Here is an 18,543-nt window from a genome sequence, read left to right as displayed (position 1 = left end):
ATCATGGCCACCACCGAATCAGCGGCCGCCAGCCTCGATGCCGAGGTGCTGCGCGAGCGCCTCGACCAACTGGCCGACCGGGAGGGCGTCCACCGCTGGGACCTGGGCGCCTCCTGCAGCACCGACACCTCCGTCCAGGTCGACCGAGGCGAAGCCAAGCAGATGAAGGGCGCCCAGCGCAGTGCCATCACCCTGCGGGTCTGGAACGACGACGGTCTGGTGGGCATCACCAGCACCTCCGACCTCTCCGACGCCGGCCTGGCCCGGGCCTTGGCCGGGGCCCGCGATGCCAGCGCCTACGGCAACGTCGATGAGGTGCCCGACTTCTCCCCCCTGGCCACCGCGCCGCTGCCGGTCCTGGAGCAGCCGCTCCGCCCGCCGGTGAGCATCCTCAGCCTGCTCGACACCCTCAAGGAGGCGGAGCGCGACCTGCTCGGACGGCACCCCGCCATCGGCACGGTTCCCTACAACGGCCTGGCCCAGCGCAGCAGCGACCGGCTCTACATCAACAGTGCCGGCGCCTGCCGCCAGCAGCGCCTCACCACCGCCTCCCTCTATCTCTATGCCCGGGCCGAGGAGACGGGCCGCAAGCCCCGCAGCAGCGGCGCCGTGCGGCTGGCCTACGGCGCTTCGGACCTCGATGTGGCCGGCTGCGTGCAGGAGGCGGCGGAGCGCACCATCGCCCACCTCGATTACGCCCCGATCCGCACCGGCCGCTACACCTGCGTCTTCAGTCCCGAGGCCTTCCTCGACCTGATCGGCGCCTTCAGCAGTCTGTTCAATGCCCGCGCCGTGCTCGATGGCGTCAGCCTCAGCCGGCGGGAGTCCCTGGGCGAGCAGCTGGCGGTCCCCTTCTTCTCCCTGCACGACAACGGTCTGCATCCGGCCAATGTCGGTGCGGCCGCCTTCGACGGGGAAGGTACCCCCACCCGCCGCCTGTCGCTGCTGGAGGGGGGGGTGCTGCGCCATTTCCTCCACTCGGAGGCCACGGCCCGCGCCTTCGGGGTCGCCCCCACGGGCCATGCCGGCCTGGGGGCCAAGGTGTCGGTGGGCCCGGACTGGTTCGAGATCGGCCCCACCCCCGGCAGCGACGGGGGCGCCCAGGGCCTCGACCGCTTCGCCTCCGGTGCCGGTGGTGGGGACGGCCTGGTGGTGATCGACTCCCTCTCGGCTCTCCATGCCGGTGTCAAGGCCAGCCAGGGCTCCTTCTCCCTCCCCTTCGACGGCTGGCTGGTGGAGGGCGGCACAGCGCGCTCCATCGAGGCCGCCACCGTGGCCGGTGACATCCGCACCCTGCTCAAGGCCATCGTCGGCTTCGAGGGTCCCGCCAAGGTGACCCCCGACGGTCTCTGCCCCCACGTCTGGGTGGAGGGTCTCTCGATCACCGGCGACGCTTGAGGTGAGGATCCTGTTCTGGGGCACCCCGGCTTACGCCGTGGTCAGTCTCGACGCCCTGCGGCAGGCCGGCCACAGCATCGTTGGTGTGGTGAGCCAGCCGGACCGGCGCCGGGGCCGGGGCAAGGCCCTGGTGCCTTCCCCTGTCAAGCAACGGGCCCTGGAGCTGGGTCTGCCGGTGTTCACCCCCGAGCGGATCCGCCGCGACCTGGCCTGCCAGCAGGAGCTGGCTGCCCTGGGGGCGGAGGTGTCGGTGGTGGTGGCCTTCGGCCAGATCCTGCCGCCGGCGGTGCTCTCCCAGCCCCCCCTGGGCTGCTGGAATGGCCACGGCTCCCTGCTGCCCCGCTGGCGGGGGGCGGCGCCGATCCAGTGGGCCCTGCTGGAGGGGGATGGCGAGACCGGCGTCGGGATCATGGCCATGGAGGAGGGTCTCGACACTGGCCCGGTGCTGCTGGAGCGGCGCCTCTCCATTCCCCTGCTGCAGAACGCCGGCCAGCTGTCGGAACGGCTGGCGCGCCTCACCGGGGATCTGCTGGTGGAGGCCCTGCCCCTGATCGAGGCGGTGGGTGCCGGACCGGAGCAAGACCGACTCGCCCGCCTCGGGGTGCGTCCCCAGGCGGCCGATGGGGTGAGCCACGCCCGCCAGCTCACCAAGGAGGACACCCTGGTGAACTGGAGCAGCTCCGCCCTGGCCATCCATCGTCGTGTGATGGGGCTCCACCCCAACGCCTCCTGCCCCTGGGGGGCCGAGCGGCTGAAGCTGCTGGCCACCGAGCCGCTGGTCACCCGCCTGGCCGACCAACTCACACCGGTGGCCGCTGCCCTGGCCGAGCGCTGGGGCAGCCCCGGCCAGGACGGGACGGCGGCGGGTGGCTCGACAGGGGCTGGTCCTGGCACCGTGCTCGCGGTAGAGGAAGGGGAGGGGCTGGTGGTGGCCACCGGTGGCTGTCCTGTGCTGCTGCGCCAGGCCCAGCTGGCGGGACGGCGACCGAGCGAGGGGCAGGCACTGATCCAGCAGCTGGGGCTGGGGGCCGGCGATCGGATCGGTGCAAATACTCCCTGATCCACTGATTCGGCAAGGGGTCTTGACGTTTTGTTCCCTTACTGCTGTCTCAGTGTTGGACCGCCGACGCAGGCAGTAGACCGAAACCAGTGAATGGGTGGGGATGCCATGGCCAGCGATCTTTCCTTCGTCAACAGCACGGGCTCCGGCTGCCGGATTTTCCGAGACACCTTGGGGTGCTACGTGGCGAGCCATGAGCTCAGCCCGGGACAGCGGGTGATGAGCCCCACCCTGGCCGGTGCCTATGCGGCCTGCCAGGGATGGGAGCACCGTGCCCGGGGGGAGGAGAGGTCTGGGGCTGGATGAGCCTGCCCCGGGCGGGCGGCCTCCGCTGCGGGTTCAGCTGCCGGAGGCAAGCTCCTCCGGCTGGCGCCGGTGCAGTTCGTGCAGCCCCTCCAGCTGGTTGTGCACGGCCACCAGCTGGTCACGGATGTGGCGGCTGTTGTCGATGCGTTCCAGCGCGAGAAGCATGCCTTCGATCTGGGCCTTGCAGTCGATCAGCACGCGGCACTGGGTGGATCCGGGTTCGTAGGGCATGTCGGAAGGAGGCAGATCCTCACTTCACCCTAGGGAGGCGGCGGAGGCTGTCACAACCACTGCCGTTCAGCGGGAACCGCTGCGGCGCCGGCCGCGCTCGTGGCCCTGGCCCTGCCCGTGGCGGGGGCCCTGGCTGCGGCGTCCCCGGCCGCCACTGAGATCCAGGGGCGGGGCGGAGAGCACGGTGGGCTCGAAGCCCGCCACCTCCTGGCGGGGCAGGGGGGAGCCGACCAGGCGTTCGATGGCCCGCAGCAGCTCATGCTCTTCGGCCGCCACCAGGGAAATGGCATGGCCGTTCTGGCCCGCCCGGCCGGTGCGGCCGATGCGGTGCACGTAGTCCTCGGCCACGTTGGGCAGGTCGAGGTTGACCACGTGGGGCAGCTGGTGGATGTCGATGCCGCGGGCGGCGATGTCGGTGGCCACCAGCACCCGCACCTCGCCGCTCTTGAACTCCGCCAGCGCCCGGGTGCGGGCCCCCTGGCTCTTGTTGCCGTGGATCGCCGCCGCCCCGAGCCCCTCCTTCTCGAGCCGTTCTGCCAGCCGGTTGGCGCCGTGCTTGGTGCGGGAGAACACCAGCACCTGACCCCAGTCGTTGGTGCGGATCAGGTGGCTGAGCAGATCCCCCTTGCGGTCCATGTCGCAGGGATGGATCACCTGCTCCACCAGGGGTGCGGCCTGGTTCTCGGGCGTGGCCTGGAGCTGCACCGGGGTGTGCAGCAGGCCCGTGGCCAGCCGGCGGATCTCGGTGGAGAAGGTGGCTGAGAACAGCAGGTTCTGACGCTTCGCCGGGAGCAGGGAGAGGATCCGGCGGATGTCGCGGATGAAGCCCATGTCGAGCATCCGGTCGGCTTCATCGAGCACCAGGATCTCGACCCGGTCGAGCCGCAGGGCGTTCTGCTGGTGCAGGTCCATCAGCCGGCCGGGGGTGGCCACCAGCACATCGGCACCGCGGCGGAGCCGCTGCATCTGGGGGTTGGCGCTCACGCCACCGAAGACAACGTCGGAGCGCAGATCCAGGTAGCGGCCGTAGGCGGTGACGCTGTCCGCCACCTGGGCCGCCAGCTCGCGGGTGGGCGTCAGCACCAGGGCCCGCACCACGCCCGCGCGGGCATGGGGACCGTGGCGCAGCCGTTCCAGCATCGGCAGGGTGAAGCCGGCCGTCTTGCCGGTGCCCGTCTGGGCGGCCGCCATCACGTCGTGGCCCGCCAGCACGGCGGGGATGCATTGCCGCTGGATCGGGGAGGGGCTGCTGTAGCCCTTGGCGGCCACGGCCTTGAGGATCGGCTCCGAGAGACCCAACACGGCGAAATCCGTCGCCAGTCCGGCCACCGGAGGGTTCAGACCCGTGGCGGAGTGGCTGGGGGTGAGCGGATCGGCGGCCGCCGGGGAAGCAGCGACTGGGGCGGCCTCCGAAGCGGGGGTGGGGGAGGTGCCGTTGCCGCTGCGTCGGCTCCGGGTGACCTGGGCCTGGGGCCTGGAGGTAGGGGCGGTGATCGGGCGCGAACACGGAGTGGCGCCCAGCCTAGGACCGGCCGGCGGCGCCATCGCCTCAGCAGGGTGTGCGATGGCTGCAGCGCTCGCAGGGGCCTTCCGGCAGCACCGCACAGCGCAGCAGGGGACTGCGGGCGTTGAAGCGGCAGTGGGGGTCACCGATCACCCAGGTCCCGTTCCACCAGAGAGCATCGGCTGGCCGTCGCTGGGGCTTCACCTGCAGCGCCACTGTCGCCAGCTCGTAGTGGCCCTGCCGCAGGCGGTAGCGGTGGCGGCGCTGCAGCACCAGGAAGCTGCCCGCGTCGACGGTCAGCCAGCGACCCGGGTTAGGCACGTCGCCAAGGTCGTCGATCTCGATCGTGGTGATCAGCCGGTCCGAGTCGATCTGGCGCAGTTCGATCCGCATCGCTCCGCTGGCCTCAGGCGTCGCCGCTGCCCGGTCCGGGCAGGGACGACGACTCCATGCGCAGGGAGAAGCCCCAGGCGAACAGGCCCGCCACCACCAGCAGCAGGGCCCATTCCGGCACCTCCACGGCCGGCAGCACCAGGCGCAGCAGCAGCTTCAGGCCCACCAGGCCCACGGCCAGGTAGCCGGCGGTCTCCAGGTGGGGGAAGATCTCCAGCCAGCGCAGGAACAGCTCGGCCGTGAGCCGCAGGGCGAGGATGCCGATCACCCCGCCGGCCATCACCAGAGGCAGCCGGTCGGTCACCGCCACCGCTGCCGAGACGCTGTCCAGGGAGAAGGCCAGGTCGGTGAGGGCCAGGGTGGCCACGATGGAGCCCAGGGTGGCGCCGTGGTGGGGGTGGCCCGGGCCGTGGTGGGAAGCGGGAGCGGCGGGGTCGGCCGCTGCCGCTTCCTGGCCGGCACCGTTGTCGTCGGCACCGTCGTCCTTGCCGAGAAGGTGGCGGCCGCAGAGCCAAAGGAGGTAGGCCGAAGCCAGCAGCTGCAGGGGCCAGAAGGCCAGCACCTGGCTGGCCAGGGCGATCAGGGCCAGCCGGAAGATCAACGCCAGCACCAGGCCCAGATTCAGGGCCATGCGCTGCCGCACCGGATCATGCAGCCGCCGGGAGATGGCGGCCAGGGCGATGGCGTTGTCGGCGGAGAGCACCGCCTCCAGCCCCACCAGCAGGAGGAGCAGCAGCAGCACCTCGCCCCACTGGTCCGCCTCCTGCAGCAGTGGCTGCAGCAGGGGCGTGAGGCTCTCCACCGATTCCACTTCCATTCCTGGCGTTCGCTCGGCCCTGGAGGCTTCAAAGGAGCACTCTAGAAAGACCGTCGGTGCCTCCCGCCCCCATGCACGTTCAGGTCCGACTGCTGCACTGCGACGGCGGCCGCCGCGTCGTGCTGGTCTCGGCCCGTGACGGGGAACGCTTCCTGGGCAGCGCCCTGGGGGAGGCGGGGGATGCCGAAGAAGCCGAAGACCGGGCCAGGGCCCGCCTCCTGGCCCATCTCCAGTGCTCCGGACCGGCCCCTGAAGCTGCTGGGCTGGCTCCTGCCGCAGCGGGCCGGGCTCCTGCCGCCCGGACCCCACCCCCGGCGCCGGAAGCGCCGGCTTCACCTCCAGCGCCCGCGCCACCGGTGCCCGTGCCACCGGTGCCCGCACCACCGGAGCCCGCGCCTGCGGCTCCCGCGGCAGTGGCGCCCTTGCCCGCCTCCCCGAGTCCCGCGGAAGAACCCCAGGACTGGAGTGCCGAACTCACCCATCTGGATCTGCAGCTGCGCCGCCTCGGCTGGGACCGGGAGCGGGAGGCCGCCTATCTGCAGCGCTGCTTCGGCCACCCCAGCCGCGACCGCATCACCGTCTACGCCGACCTGATCGCCTACCTGCAGGCGATCGAGACCCTCGAGCCCGGCTGCGACCCCACCACGGCGGCGGTGCCGCTGCGGCGGGCCGACCTGCTCGAGCAGTGCAACCAGCTGCTGCAGCTGCTGGGCTGGGACGGGAGCATGGGCCGGAGCTTCCTCGAGAAGCGGATGGGCGTCAGCAGCCGCCAGCAGCTGAAGGACGCCGATCTGCTGCGCTTCAACATGCTGCTGGAGGAGGAGACGATGCGGGCCGCCGCAGAGGAGCCGGCGACCCCGGGCCTCGAGGACTGATCCTGATCCGCGGCGGGGGCCGATGCCCTGTGATGCCACGCAGGGGCCAGCCCCCGTGCCCTGCGCCTGCCGTTGCGCCCCCAGGCCGAGATCCCCCAGCCCGCCTCACCCTGAGCCCGTTTCATCTGGCGACAAAGGCCTGCACGGCTCCGCCGATGGCCGCCGGCTGCGTGCGACGCTGATTTCCCTGTCTTGCCTCGGGAGATCCACCGGTGACCATCAGGATCGGCATCAACGGGTTCGGACGCATTGGTCGCCTCGTCTTTCGCATCGCCTGCGGGCGCGATGACATCGAGGTGGTGGGCATCAATGACCTGATCGATGTCGATTACATCGCCTACATGCTCCGCTACGACTCCACCCATGGCCGCTTCGTCGGTGAGGTGGCTGTCGACGATGGCGCGCTGGTGGTCAACGGCCGCCGGATCCGTATCAGTTCGGAGCGCGATCCCGCCGCCCTGCGCTGGGGTGATGTCGGCGCCGACGTGGTGCTCGAATCCACCGGCCTGTTTCTGAGCGATGAACGGGCCCGGGCCCACATCGCGGCGGGGGCCTCCAAGGTGGTGATGTCGGCCCCCTCCAAGGACGACACGCCGATGTTCGTGATGGGGGTGAACCACACCACCTATGCGGGCCAGGACATCGTCTCCAACGCCTCCTGCACCACCAACTGCCTGGCGCCGATGGCCAAGGTGCTGCACGACAGCTTCGGCATCCGCGATGGCCTGATGACCACCGTGCACGCCACCACCGCCACCCAGAAGACGGTCGACGGGCCGTCGGTCAAGGACTGGCGCGGTGGCCGTGGCGCCGGCCAGAACATCATCCCCTCCTCCACCGGTGCGGCCAAGGCGGTGGGCAAGGTGATCCCGGCCCTGAGCGGCAAGCTCACCGGCATGGCCTTCCGGGTTCCCACCCCCAACGTGTCGGTGGTGGACCTGACGGTGAACCTCGAGCGGGGCGCCAGCTACGACGCCATCAAGGCCGCCATGCGGGAGGCCGCCGCCGGCCCGATGGCCGGGATCCTGGGGTACACGGAGGATGCGGTGGTCTCGACCGATTTCCTCGGCGAAACCTGTACCTCGATCTTCGATGCCTCCGCCGGCATCGCCCTCACCGACACCTTCGTGAAGGTGGTGGCCTGGTATGACAACGAGTGGGGCTACTCCAGCAAGTGCCTTGACCTGATCGCCCACATCTCCGGCTGAGGGCCCCAGCCGCTCCACCCGCTCCTCAGCCCGTGGCGCGGACGCGGCAATGGCTGCGCACCAGGGTGGCGCCCAGCTCGATCTGGCGCTGATTGGCGTAGGCCTCGCGCTCCAGGCCCTTCTCCCAGTCGGAGGCCCCGGCGTAGAGGGGATCGTCGAGGTGGAGCTTCAGTTCCGCCGGCACCTCCTGGCTCAGCCCCAGGGTTCGGGGAACGGAGCGCAGGCCACCCGCCGCACAGCTCTGGGCCACATGGATCGCCTCGTGGTTCAGCACCTGGGCGAAATCCACGGTGCCCTTGTCGACCACGGCGGGCTTGATCCGCAGGGTGCGGGCGGCGTGGTCCCATTCCCCGGCGGCCCCCGTCTTTCTCGGTTCCGCCAGCTGCACCTGCACCCCGGCCTGCTCGAGAACGCTCAGCAGCTCGGCGATGGCGCGGCGCTTCTCGTCGTGGTCCGGTGGGGCGTCGATCAGCGCCTGCAGCTCATCCACCGAGAGTTCGGGTTCACCGGCCCGGCGGCGGTAGAGGAAGCGGATACCTCCGCCGGCCAGGGGTTCGGCTCTGGGGATCCACTGCCGGTCGGCCTCCTTGAGGTCCTCCAGCAGGCCCCCCTCGATCAGGGCCATCGGCCGCAGGCTCGGATCGGGGGCCGGATCGAAGCGCTCCAGCAGGCGGGTGGTGATCTCGGGCGCCTGCTCGGGCAGGCTGCCCATTGGCTCGAGCAGGCCGGAGAGGGCGGCTCCCCCCAGCACCAGCACGGCCACCCCGCCGGCCAGCCCCCAGGCGCGGCCATGGCGGGGCTTCGGCTCGAGCAGGTCCCCGCAGCGCCCGCAGCGGGGGAGGCCCGTGTAGGGATGCTCCATCCGCAGGGGACGACCGCGGCAGGTGGGACAACGGAAGCGGGCCATCGCTCGGCAGACCGGCCACCAGCATGACGGCAAAGGGGCCGGGACGTCGCGGCGGTGTGCGGTGGTTGCGAGGATCGCCACCGGTTTGATCCCATCCTCGCGATGCCCCTCCACGCCCTTGTGCGCCAGCTGCAGGCCGCCACCCTCACCGCCGAGGTCAGGGCGCGCTGCGAGCGGCCCGAGCGGCTGCGGCTGAGTGGGGCGGGACGGGCGGCCCGGGCCCTGGTGGCCAGTGCCATGGCGGGATCCAGCGAGGCCCCCCTGCTCGTGGTGGTGCCGACCCTGGAGGAGGCGGGCCGCTGGGCCTCCCTGCTGGAGCTGATGGGCTGGCCCCTGTGTCAGCTCTATCCCACCAGCGAGGGCTCCCCCTACGAACCCTTCGACCCCACCAGCGAGATCACCTGGGGCCAGCTGCAGGTGCTGGCCGAGCTGGTGGGCGACGGGGAGGGGGCTTCGGGTGCCGGCGGCGGTGGCCGCTTCGCCGTGGTCGCCACCGAGCGGGCCCTGCAGCCCCACCTGCCGCCGCCGCCCCAGCTGGCGGCCCGCTGCCTCACCCTGCGCCGGGGCGATCGGCTGGATCTGGAGCAGCTGGCCCTCATCCTGGCCGGCCTGGGCTACGAGAAGGTGCCCACGATCGAGCAGGAGGGCACCTGGAGCCGCCGGGGCGACATCGTTGATGTGTTTCCGGTCAGCGCCGAGCTGCCGGTGCGGCTGGAGCTCTTCGGTGAAGACCTGGAGAAGCTGCGGGAGTTCGATCCGGCCACCCAGCGCTCCCTGGATGTGATTGAGCGGGTGCGCCTCACCCCCACCAGCTACGCCCCCCTGATCGCCGAGGCCCTGCGGCAGCGGATGCCCGACGGCCTGGAGCGGCTGCTGGAGCCCGCCGCCCTCGACCAGCTGCTGGAGGGCGGCACGCCGGAGGGGATGCGGCGGCTGATGGGCCTGGCCTGGGAAACACCGGCCTCCCTGCTCGATTACCTGCCCGCCGGCACCCTGGTGGCGATCGATGAGCGGCGCCAGTGCCTGGCCCATGGCCAGCAATGGTTCGACCATGCCACCGAGCACCACGGTGAGGTGGTGAAGGCTGCCGAAGGCGAGCCGCCCCTGCCCCTGCCGGGCTTGCTGCACAGGCCGATCGCGGCGGCCCTGGCGGAGGCGGAGGCGTTCACAGGCTTCGATCTGGCGGAGCTGCACGAGAGCGACCGCCACCCGAACGTGCTCGACCTGGCCAGCCGGCCGGTGCCGGCCCATCCCAACCAGTTCGGCCGCCTGGCGGAGCAGATCAAGGGGCACCTGCGCGAGAAGGCCCGGCTCTGGATCGTCTCGGCCCAGCCGTCACGGGCCGTGGCCCTGCTGGAGGAGCACGACTGTGTCACCCGCTTCGTTCCCAACGCCCGCGACTTCCCGGCCATCGAGCGGCTGGTGGAGCAGGCCACACCAGTGGCCCTCAAGCTGCGCGGCACCGCCGAACTGGAGGGGTTCCAGCTGCCGGCATGGAAGCTGGTGCTGTTCACCGACCGGGAGATCTTTGGCCAGCACAGCCTGGCCGCCGGCGGCTACGTGCGCCGGCGGCGCAAGGCGGCCAGCCGCACGGTGGATCCCAACAAGATGCTCCCCGGCGACTTCGTGGTGCACCGCAACCACGGCATCGGCCGTTTCCTGAAGCTGGAGAAGCTGGCCATCGGCGGCGAGGCCCGCGACTACCTGGTGGTGCAGTACGCCGACGGGCTGCTGCGGGTGGCCGCCGACCAGCTGGGCAGCCTGGGCCGCTACCGGGCCAGCAGCGACAGCCCGCCGGAACTTAACCGCATGGGCGGCACGGCCTGGACCAAGGCCAAGGAGCGGGCCCGCAAGGCGGTGGCCAAGGTGGCGATGGATCTGGTGAAGCTCTACGCCGAGCGCCACAAGGCACCGGGCTTTGCCTTCCCCCCCGACGGCCCCTGGCAGGGGGAACTGGAGGATTCCTTCCCCTACGACCCCACCCCCGACCAGCTCAAGGCAATCGTGGACGTCAAGCGCGACATGGAGCGGGACCAGCCGATGGACCGGCTGGTGTGCGGCGATGTGGGCTTCGGCAAGACGGAGGTCGCCATCCGGGCGATCTTCAAGGCGGTCACCGCCGGCAAGCAGTGCGCCCTGCTGGCCCCCACCACCGTGCTGGCCCAGCAGCACTGGCGCACCCTGAGCGAGCGCTTCGCCCCCTACCCGCTCAAGGTGGCCCTTCTTAACCGCTTCCGCACCGCGGCCGAGCGCAAGACGATCCTCGACGACCTGGCCAAGGGCAACACCGATGTGGTGGTGGGCACCCACCAGCTGCTCGGCAAGGGCACCGCCTTCCGCCAGCTGGGCCTGCTGGTGGTGGACGAGGAGCAGCGCTTCGGTGTGAATCAGAAGGAGAAAATCAAGGCGCTGCGCAAGGACGTCGACGTGCTGACGCTTTCGGCCACGCCGATCCCGCGCACCCTGTATATGAGCCTCTCAGGGGTGCGGGAGATGAGCCTGATCACCACGCCGCCGCCCCTGCGGCGCCCGATCAAGACCCACCTGGCCAGCCTCGATGAGGAGGCGGTGCGCAGCGCCATCCGCCAGGAGCTCGACCGCGGCGGCCAGGTGTTTTACGTAGTGCCGCGGGTGGAGGGCATCGAGGAGGTGGCGGGCCAGCTGCGGGCGATGCTGCCGGGGCTGCGGCTGCAGGTGGCCCACGGCCAGATGCCGGAGGGGGAACTGGAGAGCGCCATGGTGGCCTTCAACGCCGGCGAGGCCGACGTGATGCTCTGCACCACGATCATCGAGAGCGGCCTCGACATCCCCCGGGTGAACACGATCCTGGTGGAGGACGCCCACAGGTTCGGTCTGGCCCAGCTGTACCAGCTTCGGGGCCGGGTGGGCCGCAGCGGCATCCAGGCCCACGCATGGCTGTTCTATCCGGGCGATGCCTCCCTGAGTGAGGCGGCCCGCCAGCGGCTGCGGGCGATCCAGGAGTTCGCCCAGCTGGGCTCCGGCTACCAGCTGGCCATGCGCGACATGGAGATCCGTGGGGTGGGCAACCTGCTGGGGGTGGAGCAGAGCGGCCAGATGGAGGCGATCGGCTTCGACCTCTACATGGAGATGCTGCAGGACTGCCTGGCCGAGATCCAGGGCCAGGACATCCCGGCGGTGGATGAGACCCAGATCGACCTGCCGGTGACGGCCTTCATCCCGGCCGACTGGATCACCGAAGCCGACGAGAAGATGGCCGCCTACCGCGCCGCCGCCGAATGTGGCGGCAAGGCGGCCCTGGTGGAGCTGGCCGCCGGCTGGGCCGACCGCTACGGCCCGATTCCGGCGCCGGTGCAGAGCCTGTTGGAGCTGATGGAACTGAAGCTGCTGGCCCGCCGCTGCGGCTTCTCCCGGATCAAGCCGGAGAAGCCCAACATCGCCCTGGAGACGCCGATGGAGGAACCCGCCTTCCGCCGCCTGCGCCAGGCCCTGCCCCAGCACCTGCACGGCCGGCTGGTGTACCAGGGCGGCGCCGGCAGCACCGCCAAGGTGCTGGCCCGGGGCCTGGGGGCCCTGTCCCCCGCCCAGCAGGTCGAGCAGCTGATGGCCTGGCTCTCCGCCATGGCCGGCCAGATCCCCGAGGCCAACGGGCGCACACCGGAGCAGCGGGACGAGGCGCAGCAGGCGAAGAACGAAGCGGTGCTGGTGGTGTGAGGGGACGACGCATCCATCGTGCGTTGACTGGGACAGGTGCTGGAGAGTCCCTCACTGCAGGAACGCAGGCCTTGAGGTAGCGGCAAACACATACGAACCGTCTAGTCAGTTATATTCTTTGACAATTGAAACGTTTTGCGACAATCCCGCTGTAGCATTTGCTCAGCTGTTCTTAAGGTTTGCGTTTCCGGCACGGCTCAGGCCCCCCGGATCTCTGCCAATCACAGGAGCAGCCATCTTTGTCACCCCTGACTTTCGGCCTTGAGCAGCTCCTGGGTGCCTGGAAGACGCGATTGCAGGAGTGGGCAGCCGATGGGTCGCTTGTCGCTGCAGCTCGTGAAGCTCTCCTCCTGAGTGACGTTCTTCAGGAGCTGGAACGGCTGGCCGGCGAGTGGGCGCTCGGGGATTTTTCTGGGTTGCCGCCGATCGAGGTGCTGCAGGGCGAGGTCCTGCCTGGGGCGGCGGGGGCCTATGCGATCAGCACCGGCACGATCTACCTAAATGGGGATTGGCTGGCATCGGCGAGCGAGGATCGAGCGATTGCTGTGCTCAACGAGGAGCTGGGGCATCATTTGGATGCTTACTTGAATGCCAGCGATACACCAGGGGATGAAGGTCATCTCTTCTCTGCATTTCTTGATGGCAGAAAGTTGTCAGAGGAGCAGCTATCATCGATCTACTCTGAGTCAGATAGCGCTGGAATAACTATTGACGCGCAGAAACTGAGTATCGAGATGTTTACATTAGTGCCATTTCAGCGAGATGTCCTACTCGAGATCAGAAGACCCAATGGCCTTGGCGTTGGCGAAGATCTAGATCAAGATGATAGTCAAGAATCAGCAGTCGATATCATCGCTATTTCGATAGTGATTAATGGGGCTGCTAATGGCCTATCTGAGCTTTCAGGCTTCGGAAGCGTACTATACACGTTCTATGAATATAAGGACATTTTCGGTCTCTTTTCTGATGTACAAAATACAGTTGCTCAGGACAGAAACGAATGGGAGTTGGCCTCGTCACGGCAACAGTTTATTACTGATCTGATTGAGATTAGTATCGGTGCCTCCTTATCAGTTACCGGGCCTATCGGCTTGTTTCCTGGCTTGGTCGTTAAGTTGCTTATTGACTATGGAGTTGCAAAGCCAATCGCTGATGTCTTCTCAGTGCCGCTACAGGTGTTCGACAACTCTTATGGAAAGATTCCCGTAACACAAGCCTTGCTTGATGGCGAGTTTGACCCCTATCCAAGAATCTTGGAGCTAGCAAATGATTATATTAGCTCAACATCGACTTTTGCTCGAGCTGAATTTGATCAAAAACTCAAGGACGAAGGATTGTATGATCAGTTTCTGCTAATCATATCAGCCTTCTACGAGTCTGGAGATAGTCAAAACCCGCAACCCTCGCAGGGTAGTACTTACCTAGATCTTGACGGGAATCTCTTCCTTCGATCGGGCGTTGAGACCTTCTCCGAGGATATTGGCCAACTCGCTCAGTTTCAACTCAATTTAGATGGAGCAACTTTAACTGGCATTCTGGAGTACACAATTAGTTGGATCTCAGGTGTTATTGATGATTTGACTATTGGCTTGGGTGGTCGCCTCATCATTACCGATGAGAATTCGTTCGTGCGCCAGTATACGGGTAACATAGTTAATTACGGTTATGTTGAGGATTCAGGTCAGAACCAAGGCGTCATTTTTGGAGATTCTAGTCAAAGCGTTAGATTTGTAAACGATGGTGAATATGCGCTGATTGGGAGTGCAAGTCTTGTTGGTCGGCATCCTGATGCGGTGTTCCGGAATAACGGTCTACTTAGGAGATCGGGAAGTGGTGAATCGCAGATATTCATGGCAGTGGAAAATCATGGAACAGTCGAGGTTGCTGAAGGAGATCTATTCTTTGCCTCGGATCATACATACACAGGAAAATACGTTGCCGTAAATGGGACCATCAACTTGTCAGGGAGTGGAACTCATATTCTAACTGAAGATGCTATTTTTGAGGGTGACAACTTCAACTTCTTTGGAGCTAGGCTAACAGGGGGCAAATTTAATCAAAAGCTTAACTGGATCTCAGGTATTATTGATGATTTGACTATTGGCTTGGGTGGTCGCCTCATCATCACCGATGAGAATTCGTTCGTGCGCCAGTATACGGGTAACATAGTTAATTACGGTTATGTTGAGGATTCAGGTCAGAACCAAGGCGTCATTTTTGGAGATTCTAGTCAAAGCGTTAGATTTGTAAACGATGGTGAATATGCGCTGATTGGGAGTGCAAGTCTTGTTGGTCGGCATCCTGATGCGGTGTTCCGGAATAACGGTCTACTTAGGAGATCGGGAAGTGGTGAATCGCAGATATTCATGGCAGTGGAAAATCATGGAACAGTCGAGGTTGCTGAAGGAGATCTATTCTTTGCCTCGGATCATACATACACAGGAAAATACGTTGCCGTAAATGGGACCATTAATTTGACAGGGAGTGGAACTCATATTCTAACTGAAGATGCTATTTTTGAGGGTGACAACTTCAACTTCTTTGGAGCTAGGCTAACAGGGGCCAAATTTACTCAAAGGCTTAACTGGATCTCAGGTATTATTGATGGTTTGACTATTGGCTTGGGTGGTCGCCTCATCATCACCGATGAGAATTCGTTCGTGCGCCAGTATACGGGTAACATAGTTAATTACGGTTATGTTGAGGATTCAGTTCAGAACCAAGGCGTCATTTTTGGAGATTCTAGTCAAGGCGTTAGATTTGTAAACAATGGTGAATATGCGCTGATTGGGAGTGCAAGTCTTGTTGGTCGGCATCCTGATGCGGTGTTCCGGAATAACGGTCTACTTAGGAGATCGGGAAGTGGTGAATCGCAGATATTCATGGCAGTGGAAAATCATGGAACAGTCGAGGTTGCTGAAGGAGATCTATTCTTTGCCTCGGATCATACATACACAGGAAAATACGTTGCCGTAAATGGGACCATCAACTTGTCAGGGATTGGAACTCATATTCTAACTGAAGATGCTATTTTTGAGGGTGACAACTTCAACTTCTTTGGAGCTAGGCTAACAGGGGGCAAATTTAATCAAAAGCTTAACTGGATCTCAGGTATCATTGATGATTTGACTATTGGCTTGGGTGGTCGCCTCATCATCACCGATGAGAATTCGTTCGTGCGCCAGTATACGGGTAACATAGTTAATTACGGTTATGTTGAGGATTCAGTTCAGAACCAAGGCGTCATTTTTGGAGATTCTAGTCAAGGCGTTAGATTTGTAAACAATGGTGAATATGCGCTGATTGGGAGTGCAAGTCTTGTTGGTCGGCATCCTGATGCGGTGTTCCGGAATAACGGTCTACTTAGGAGATCGGGAAGTGGTGAATCGCAGATATTCATGGCAGTGGAAAATCATGGAACAGTCGAGGTTGCTGAAGGAGATCTATTCTTTGCCTCGGATCATACATACACAGGAAAATACGTTGCCGTAAATGGGACCATCAACTTGTCAGGGAGTGGAACTCATATTCTAACTGAAGATGCTATTTTTGAGGGTGACAACTTCAACTTCTTTGGAGCTAGGCTAACAGGGGGCAAATTTAATCAAAAGCTTAACTGGATCTCAGGTATTATTGATGATTTGACTATTGGCTTGGGTGGTCGCCTCATCATCACCGATGAGAATTCGTTCGTGCGCCAGTATACGGGTAACATAGTTAATTACGGTTATGTTGAGGATTCAGTTCAGAACCAAGGCGTCATTTTTGGAGATTCTAGTCAAGGCGTTAGATTTGTAAACGATGGTGAATATGCGCTGATTGGGAGTGCAAGTCTTGTTGGTCGGCATCCTGATGCGATGTTCCGGAATAACGGTTTACTTAGGAGATCGGGAAGTGGCGAATCGCAGATATCCATGGCGTTAGAAAATCATGGAATAGTTGAGGTTGCGGAGGGATCTATTCATGTCGAGAACTCCGACTATGCTCAGGTTGATGGCCTGACTTGGTTGAATGGTGGAAGCATCGTCTTAGGGCAAGGGTCGAAGATGCAAATTAGTGGTGGCATGCTTAAAGGCGATGGCGTAATCTCCGGCGATGTAGTCAACAGCAGCATTATCAACCCCGGTAGTGGAATTGGTTCGCTGTTCTTTGATGGAAATCTCCAACAACTGTCGTCGGGTACTATCAAGATCGAAATTGGTGGTACAAGCGCTGGTGATTACGATACTCTATTTGTCAGTGGTGAAGCAGACTTCTCTGGGTCAATCAGCCTTTCGCTCACTAATGGTTTTGTGCCAAGGATAAACGATGAATTCAAGATCTTAGGCTTTTCAAGTGGTGTTGGATCAGTGCGCCTAGATGGATTTAAGATTAGTGATTCTCTTGCATTTCGTAGCGAACTACAGACTGATGGAATCGTACTTAGAGTTGTTGGTGCAAGCTCATGCGATACGCCATCTGATGACAGCTCCGCAGCCTTCTCGATCAGCGGCACCCCAGCGGTGGGGGCCATCCTCACCGCCAGCCGCACTGCGGATGACCCCGATGGCAACGGGCTGTTCTCCTACCAATGGCAGGCGAGCAGTGACGGCAGTGCCTGGCAGCCGGTGGGTACTGATGCCGCCACGTACCAGCTGACAGCTGCCGAGCAAGGCAAGCAGGTTCGGGTGTTGGTGGCCTACACCGATGGTGAAGGCTTCATGGAGCAGATTCAGACGAGCCCGGTGGCAGTGCCGTTCGTGAACGATGGTGCTGCATCCTTCTCAATCAGCGGCACCCCAGCGGTTGGGGCGATCCTCAGTGCCAGCTTGAGCACGGATGATCCTGACGGCAACGGAGTGTTCTCCTATCAGTGGCAGTCGAGTAGCGATGGCAACAGCTGGCAGGCCGTGGGCATTGATGCCGCCACGTTCCAGCTGACAACTGCAGAAGAGGGCAAGCAGGTGCGGGTGGTGGTGGCTTACACCGATGGGGAAGGCTTTGTGGAGCGGGTCCAGTCAACTCCAGTACAGGTGCCGTTCGTGAACGATGGTGCTGCCACCTTCTCAATCAGCGGCAACCCAGCGGTTGGGGCGATCCTCAGTGCCAGCTTGAGCACGGATGATCCTGACGGCAACGGAGTGTTCTCCTACCAGTGGCAATCAAGCAGCGATGGCAACTGCTGGCAGGCCGTGGGCATTGATGTCGCCACGTACCAGCTGACAGCTGCAGAAGAGGGCAAGCAGGTGCGGGTGGTGGTGGATTACACCGATAGCCAGGGATTTGCTGAAGCTGTTGTGGTTGCGGCGGTCTCGGTGCCATCCCTGCCCGTTGCTCCCACCTTCACTGTCACACCTGGACCCACGGCTTTGGTTGAGGGTGATGCCATTTCTGCCACATTGGCGACCTCCAATGTGGCGATTGGAACCAGCTACTTCTGGTCCTTGTCTGGCCAAGGAATCACCCCGGGAGATTTCCAGAGCGGCACGCTCTCCGGCGACGGTGTAATTGGGGCGGATGGAACACTCAGTATCAATCGGGTGATCGCCCGCGACGGCTTGATTGAAGGCACAGAAACCGTTGAGCTGCGCTTCTTTGCAGACAGCTCCCTTAGCCAGCAGGTTGGATCCACAACAACCTTCTCAATCAGTGAGCCATTGGTAGGCAGTCCCTCCAATGGCAGCGACACAATCATTGGTACCCCCGCTGCCGACATTATCCGGGGTGTCCCTGTTGGTTCCCCTAGCGCCGAGAGGGGCAAAGGCTCAATCGACCGGCTCACTGGACTCGGTGGCCCTGACATTTTCGTTCTTGGGGATGGTGATGGAACTTTCTACGATGATGGAAACCCTCTCAGTCAGGGTCGTGGCGACTTCGCGGTGATCACCGACTTCGAGGTTGGCGATCGCATCCAGTTGTACGGTTTGCCCGAGAGCTACCTGCTTGGAAGTGGTTCTTATCAAAGCAACGCAGGCGTGTTCATCTATGCTCGTAATCCTGGCCGCCCAATGTCAAGTCGGGTGTCGTTCTTTGATGAGGCCATCGGTTTCGTGCAGGGGGCGCGCTTGGACCAGCTCAGCCTAGTGAGTCCAAATCAATTTCTCTACGTAACCCTGTCCTCCGCATAGGTCAGGTTCTGCACAGCTGTCCTCCTAGGCGCGGCATTGATTCC

Annotated in this window: 12 protein-coding genes; 7 read left to right on the top strand and 5 right to left on the bottom strand. The window is 64.1% G+C overall.

Annotated features, from left to right (window positions below; genetic code table 11):
• Positions 1-3 precede the first annotated feature (3 nt).
• The 3 genes from CYAGR_RS03280 to CYAGR_RS03270 all read left to right on the top strand — a co-directional run bounded on the left by CYAGR_RS03280 (position 4) and on the right by CYAGR_RS03270 (position 2,764).
• A complete protein-coding gene (locus tag CYAGR_RS03280; protein ID WP_015108346.1) occupies positions 4-1,398 on the top strand; it encodes a TldD/PmbA family protein in 1,395 nt (464 codons plus the stop codon).
• A gap of 1 nt (position 1,399) precedes the next feature.
• The gene (gene fmt, locus CYAGR_RS03275; protein WP_015108345.1) at positions 1,400-2,458 is read left to right on the top strand and encodes a methionyl-tRNA formyltransferase; all 1,059 of its coding nucleotides are present in this window, start codon (positions 1,400-1,402) and stop codon (positions 2,456-2,458) included.
• A 108-nt stretch (positions 2,459-2,566) separates the two neighbouring features.
• On the top strand, positions 2,567-2,764 hold the full coding sequence (locus CYAGR_RS03270; protein WP_043325375.1) for a hypothetical protein: 198 nt from the start codon (positions 2,567-2,569) through the stop codon (positions 2,762-2,764).
• A gap of 33 nt (positions 2,765-2,797) precedes the next feature.
• On the opposite strand, the gene CYAGR_RS03265 is transcribed toward CYAGR_RS03270, so the two are convergent.
• From CYAGR_RS03265 to CYAGR_RS03250, 4 genes are all read right to left on the bottom strand, one after another.
• Complete coding sequence (locus CYAGR_RS03265; RefSeq protein WP_015108343.1) at positions 2,798-2,995, bottom strand: hypothetical protein; 198 nt, start codon at positions 2,993-2,995, stop codon at positions 2,798-2,800.
• A 66-nt stretch (positions 2,996-3,061) separates the two neighbouring features.
• Entirely contained in the window at positions 3,062-4,324 is a 1,263-nt protein-coding gene (locus tag CYAGR_RS03260) for a DEAD/DEAH box helicase (RefSeq protein ID WP_015108342.1), read from the bottom strand.
• A 220-nt stretch (positions 4,325-4,544) separates the two neighbouring features.
• A complete protein-coding gene (locus CYAGR_RS03255) occupies positions 4,545-4,892 on the bottom strand; it encodes a DUF6464 family protein (RefSeq protein WP_015108341.1) in 348 nt (115 codons plus the stop codon).
• 13 nt (positions 4,893-4,905) lie between these two features.
• Complete coding sequence (locus CYAGR_RS03250) at positions 4,906-5,709, bottom strand: TerC family protein (RefSeq protein ID WP_015108340.1); 804 nt, start codon at positions 5,707-5,709, stop codon at positions 4,906-4,908.
• 71 nt (positions 5,710-5,780) lie between these two features.
• Between CYAGR_RS03250 and CYAGR_RS03245 the strand changes: the two genes are divergently transcribed.
• On the top strand, positions 5,781-6,584 hold the full coding sequence (locus CYAGR_RS03245; protein WP_015108339.1) for a hypothetical protein: 804 nt from the start codon (positions 5,781-5,783) through the stop codon (positions 6,582-6,584).
• A gap of 212 nt (positions 6,585-6,796) precedes the next feature.
• A complete protein-coding gene (gap, locus tag CYAGR_RS03240) occupies positions 6,797-7,792 on the top strand; it encodes a type I glyceraldehyde-3-phosphate dehydrogenase (protein ID WP_015108338.1) in 996 nt (331 codons plus the stop codon).
• A 25-nt stretch (positions 7,793-7,817) separates the two neighbouring features.
• Here the strand turns inward: gap and CYAGR_RS03235 are convergent, their stop codons facing one another.
• Positions 7,818-8,699: a hypothetical protein gene (locus CYAGR_RS03235; RefSeq protein WP_015108337.1), complete on the bottom strand. Its 882-nt coding sequence runs from the start codon at positions 8,697-8,699 to the stop codon at positions 7,818-7,820.
• 102 nt (positions 8,700-8,801) lie between these two features.
• On the opposite strand from CYAGR_RS03235, the gene mfd reads away from it, so the two are divergent.
• Both mfd and CYAGR_RS18110 read left to right on the top strand, forming a co-directional pair.
• Positions 8,802-12,392 carry a transcription-repair coupling factor gene (gene mfd, locus CYAGR_RS03230; RefSeq protein ID WP_015108336.1) on the top strand — a complete coding sequence of 1,197 codons (3,591 nt, stop codon included), beginning with the start codon at positions 8,802-8,804 and terminating at the stop codon, positions 12,390-12,392.
• A 293-nt stretch (positions 12,393-12,685) separates the two neighbouring features.
• Positions 12,686-18,499: a hypothetical protein gene (locus tag CYAGR_RS18110; RefSeq protein ID WP_156818371.1), complete on the top strand. Its 5,814-nt coding sequence runs from the start codon at positions 12,686-12,688 to the stop codon at positions 18,497-18,499.
• Positions 18,500-18,543 lie beyond the last annotated feature (44 nt).

It is taken from the genome of Cyanobium gracile PCC 6307, from assembly GCF_000316515.1.
GTDB lineage: Bacteria > Cyanobacteriota > Cyanobacteriia > PCC-6307 > Cyanobiaceae > Cyanobium > Cyanobium gracile.
Note: the sequence above shows the minus strand (reverse complement) of the source record. Positions and strands in the feature narration are given on the sequence as shown.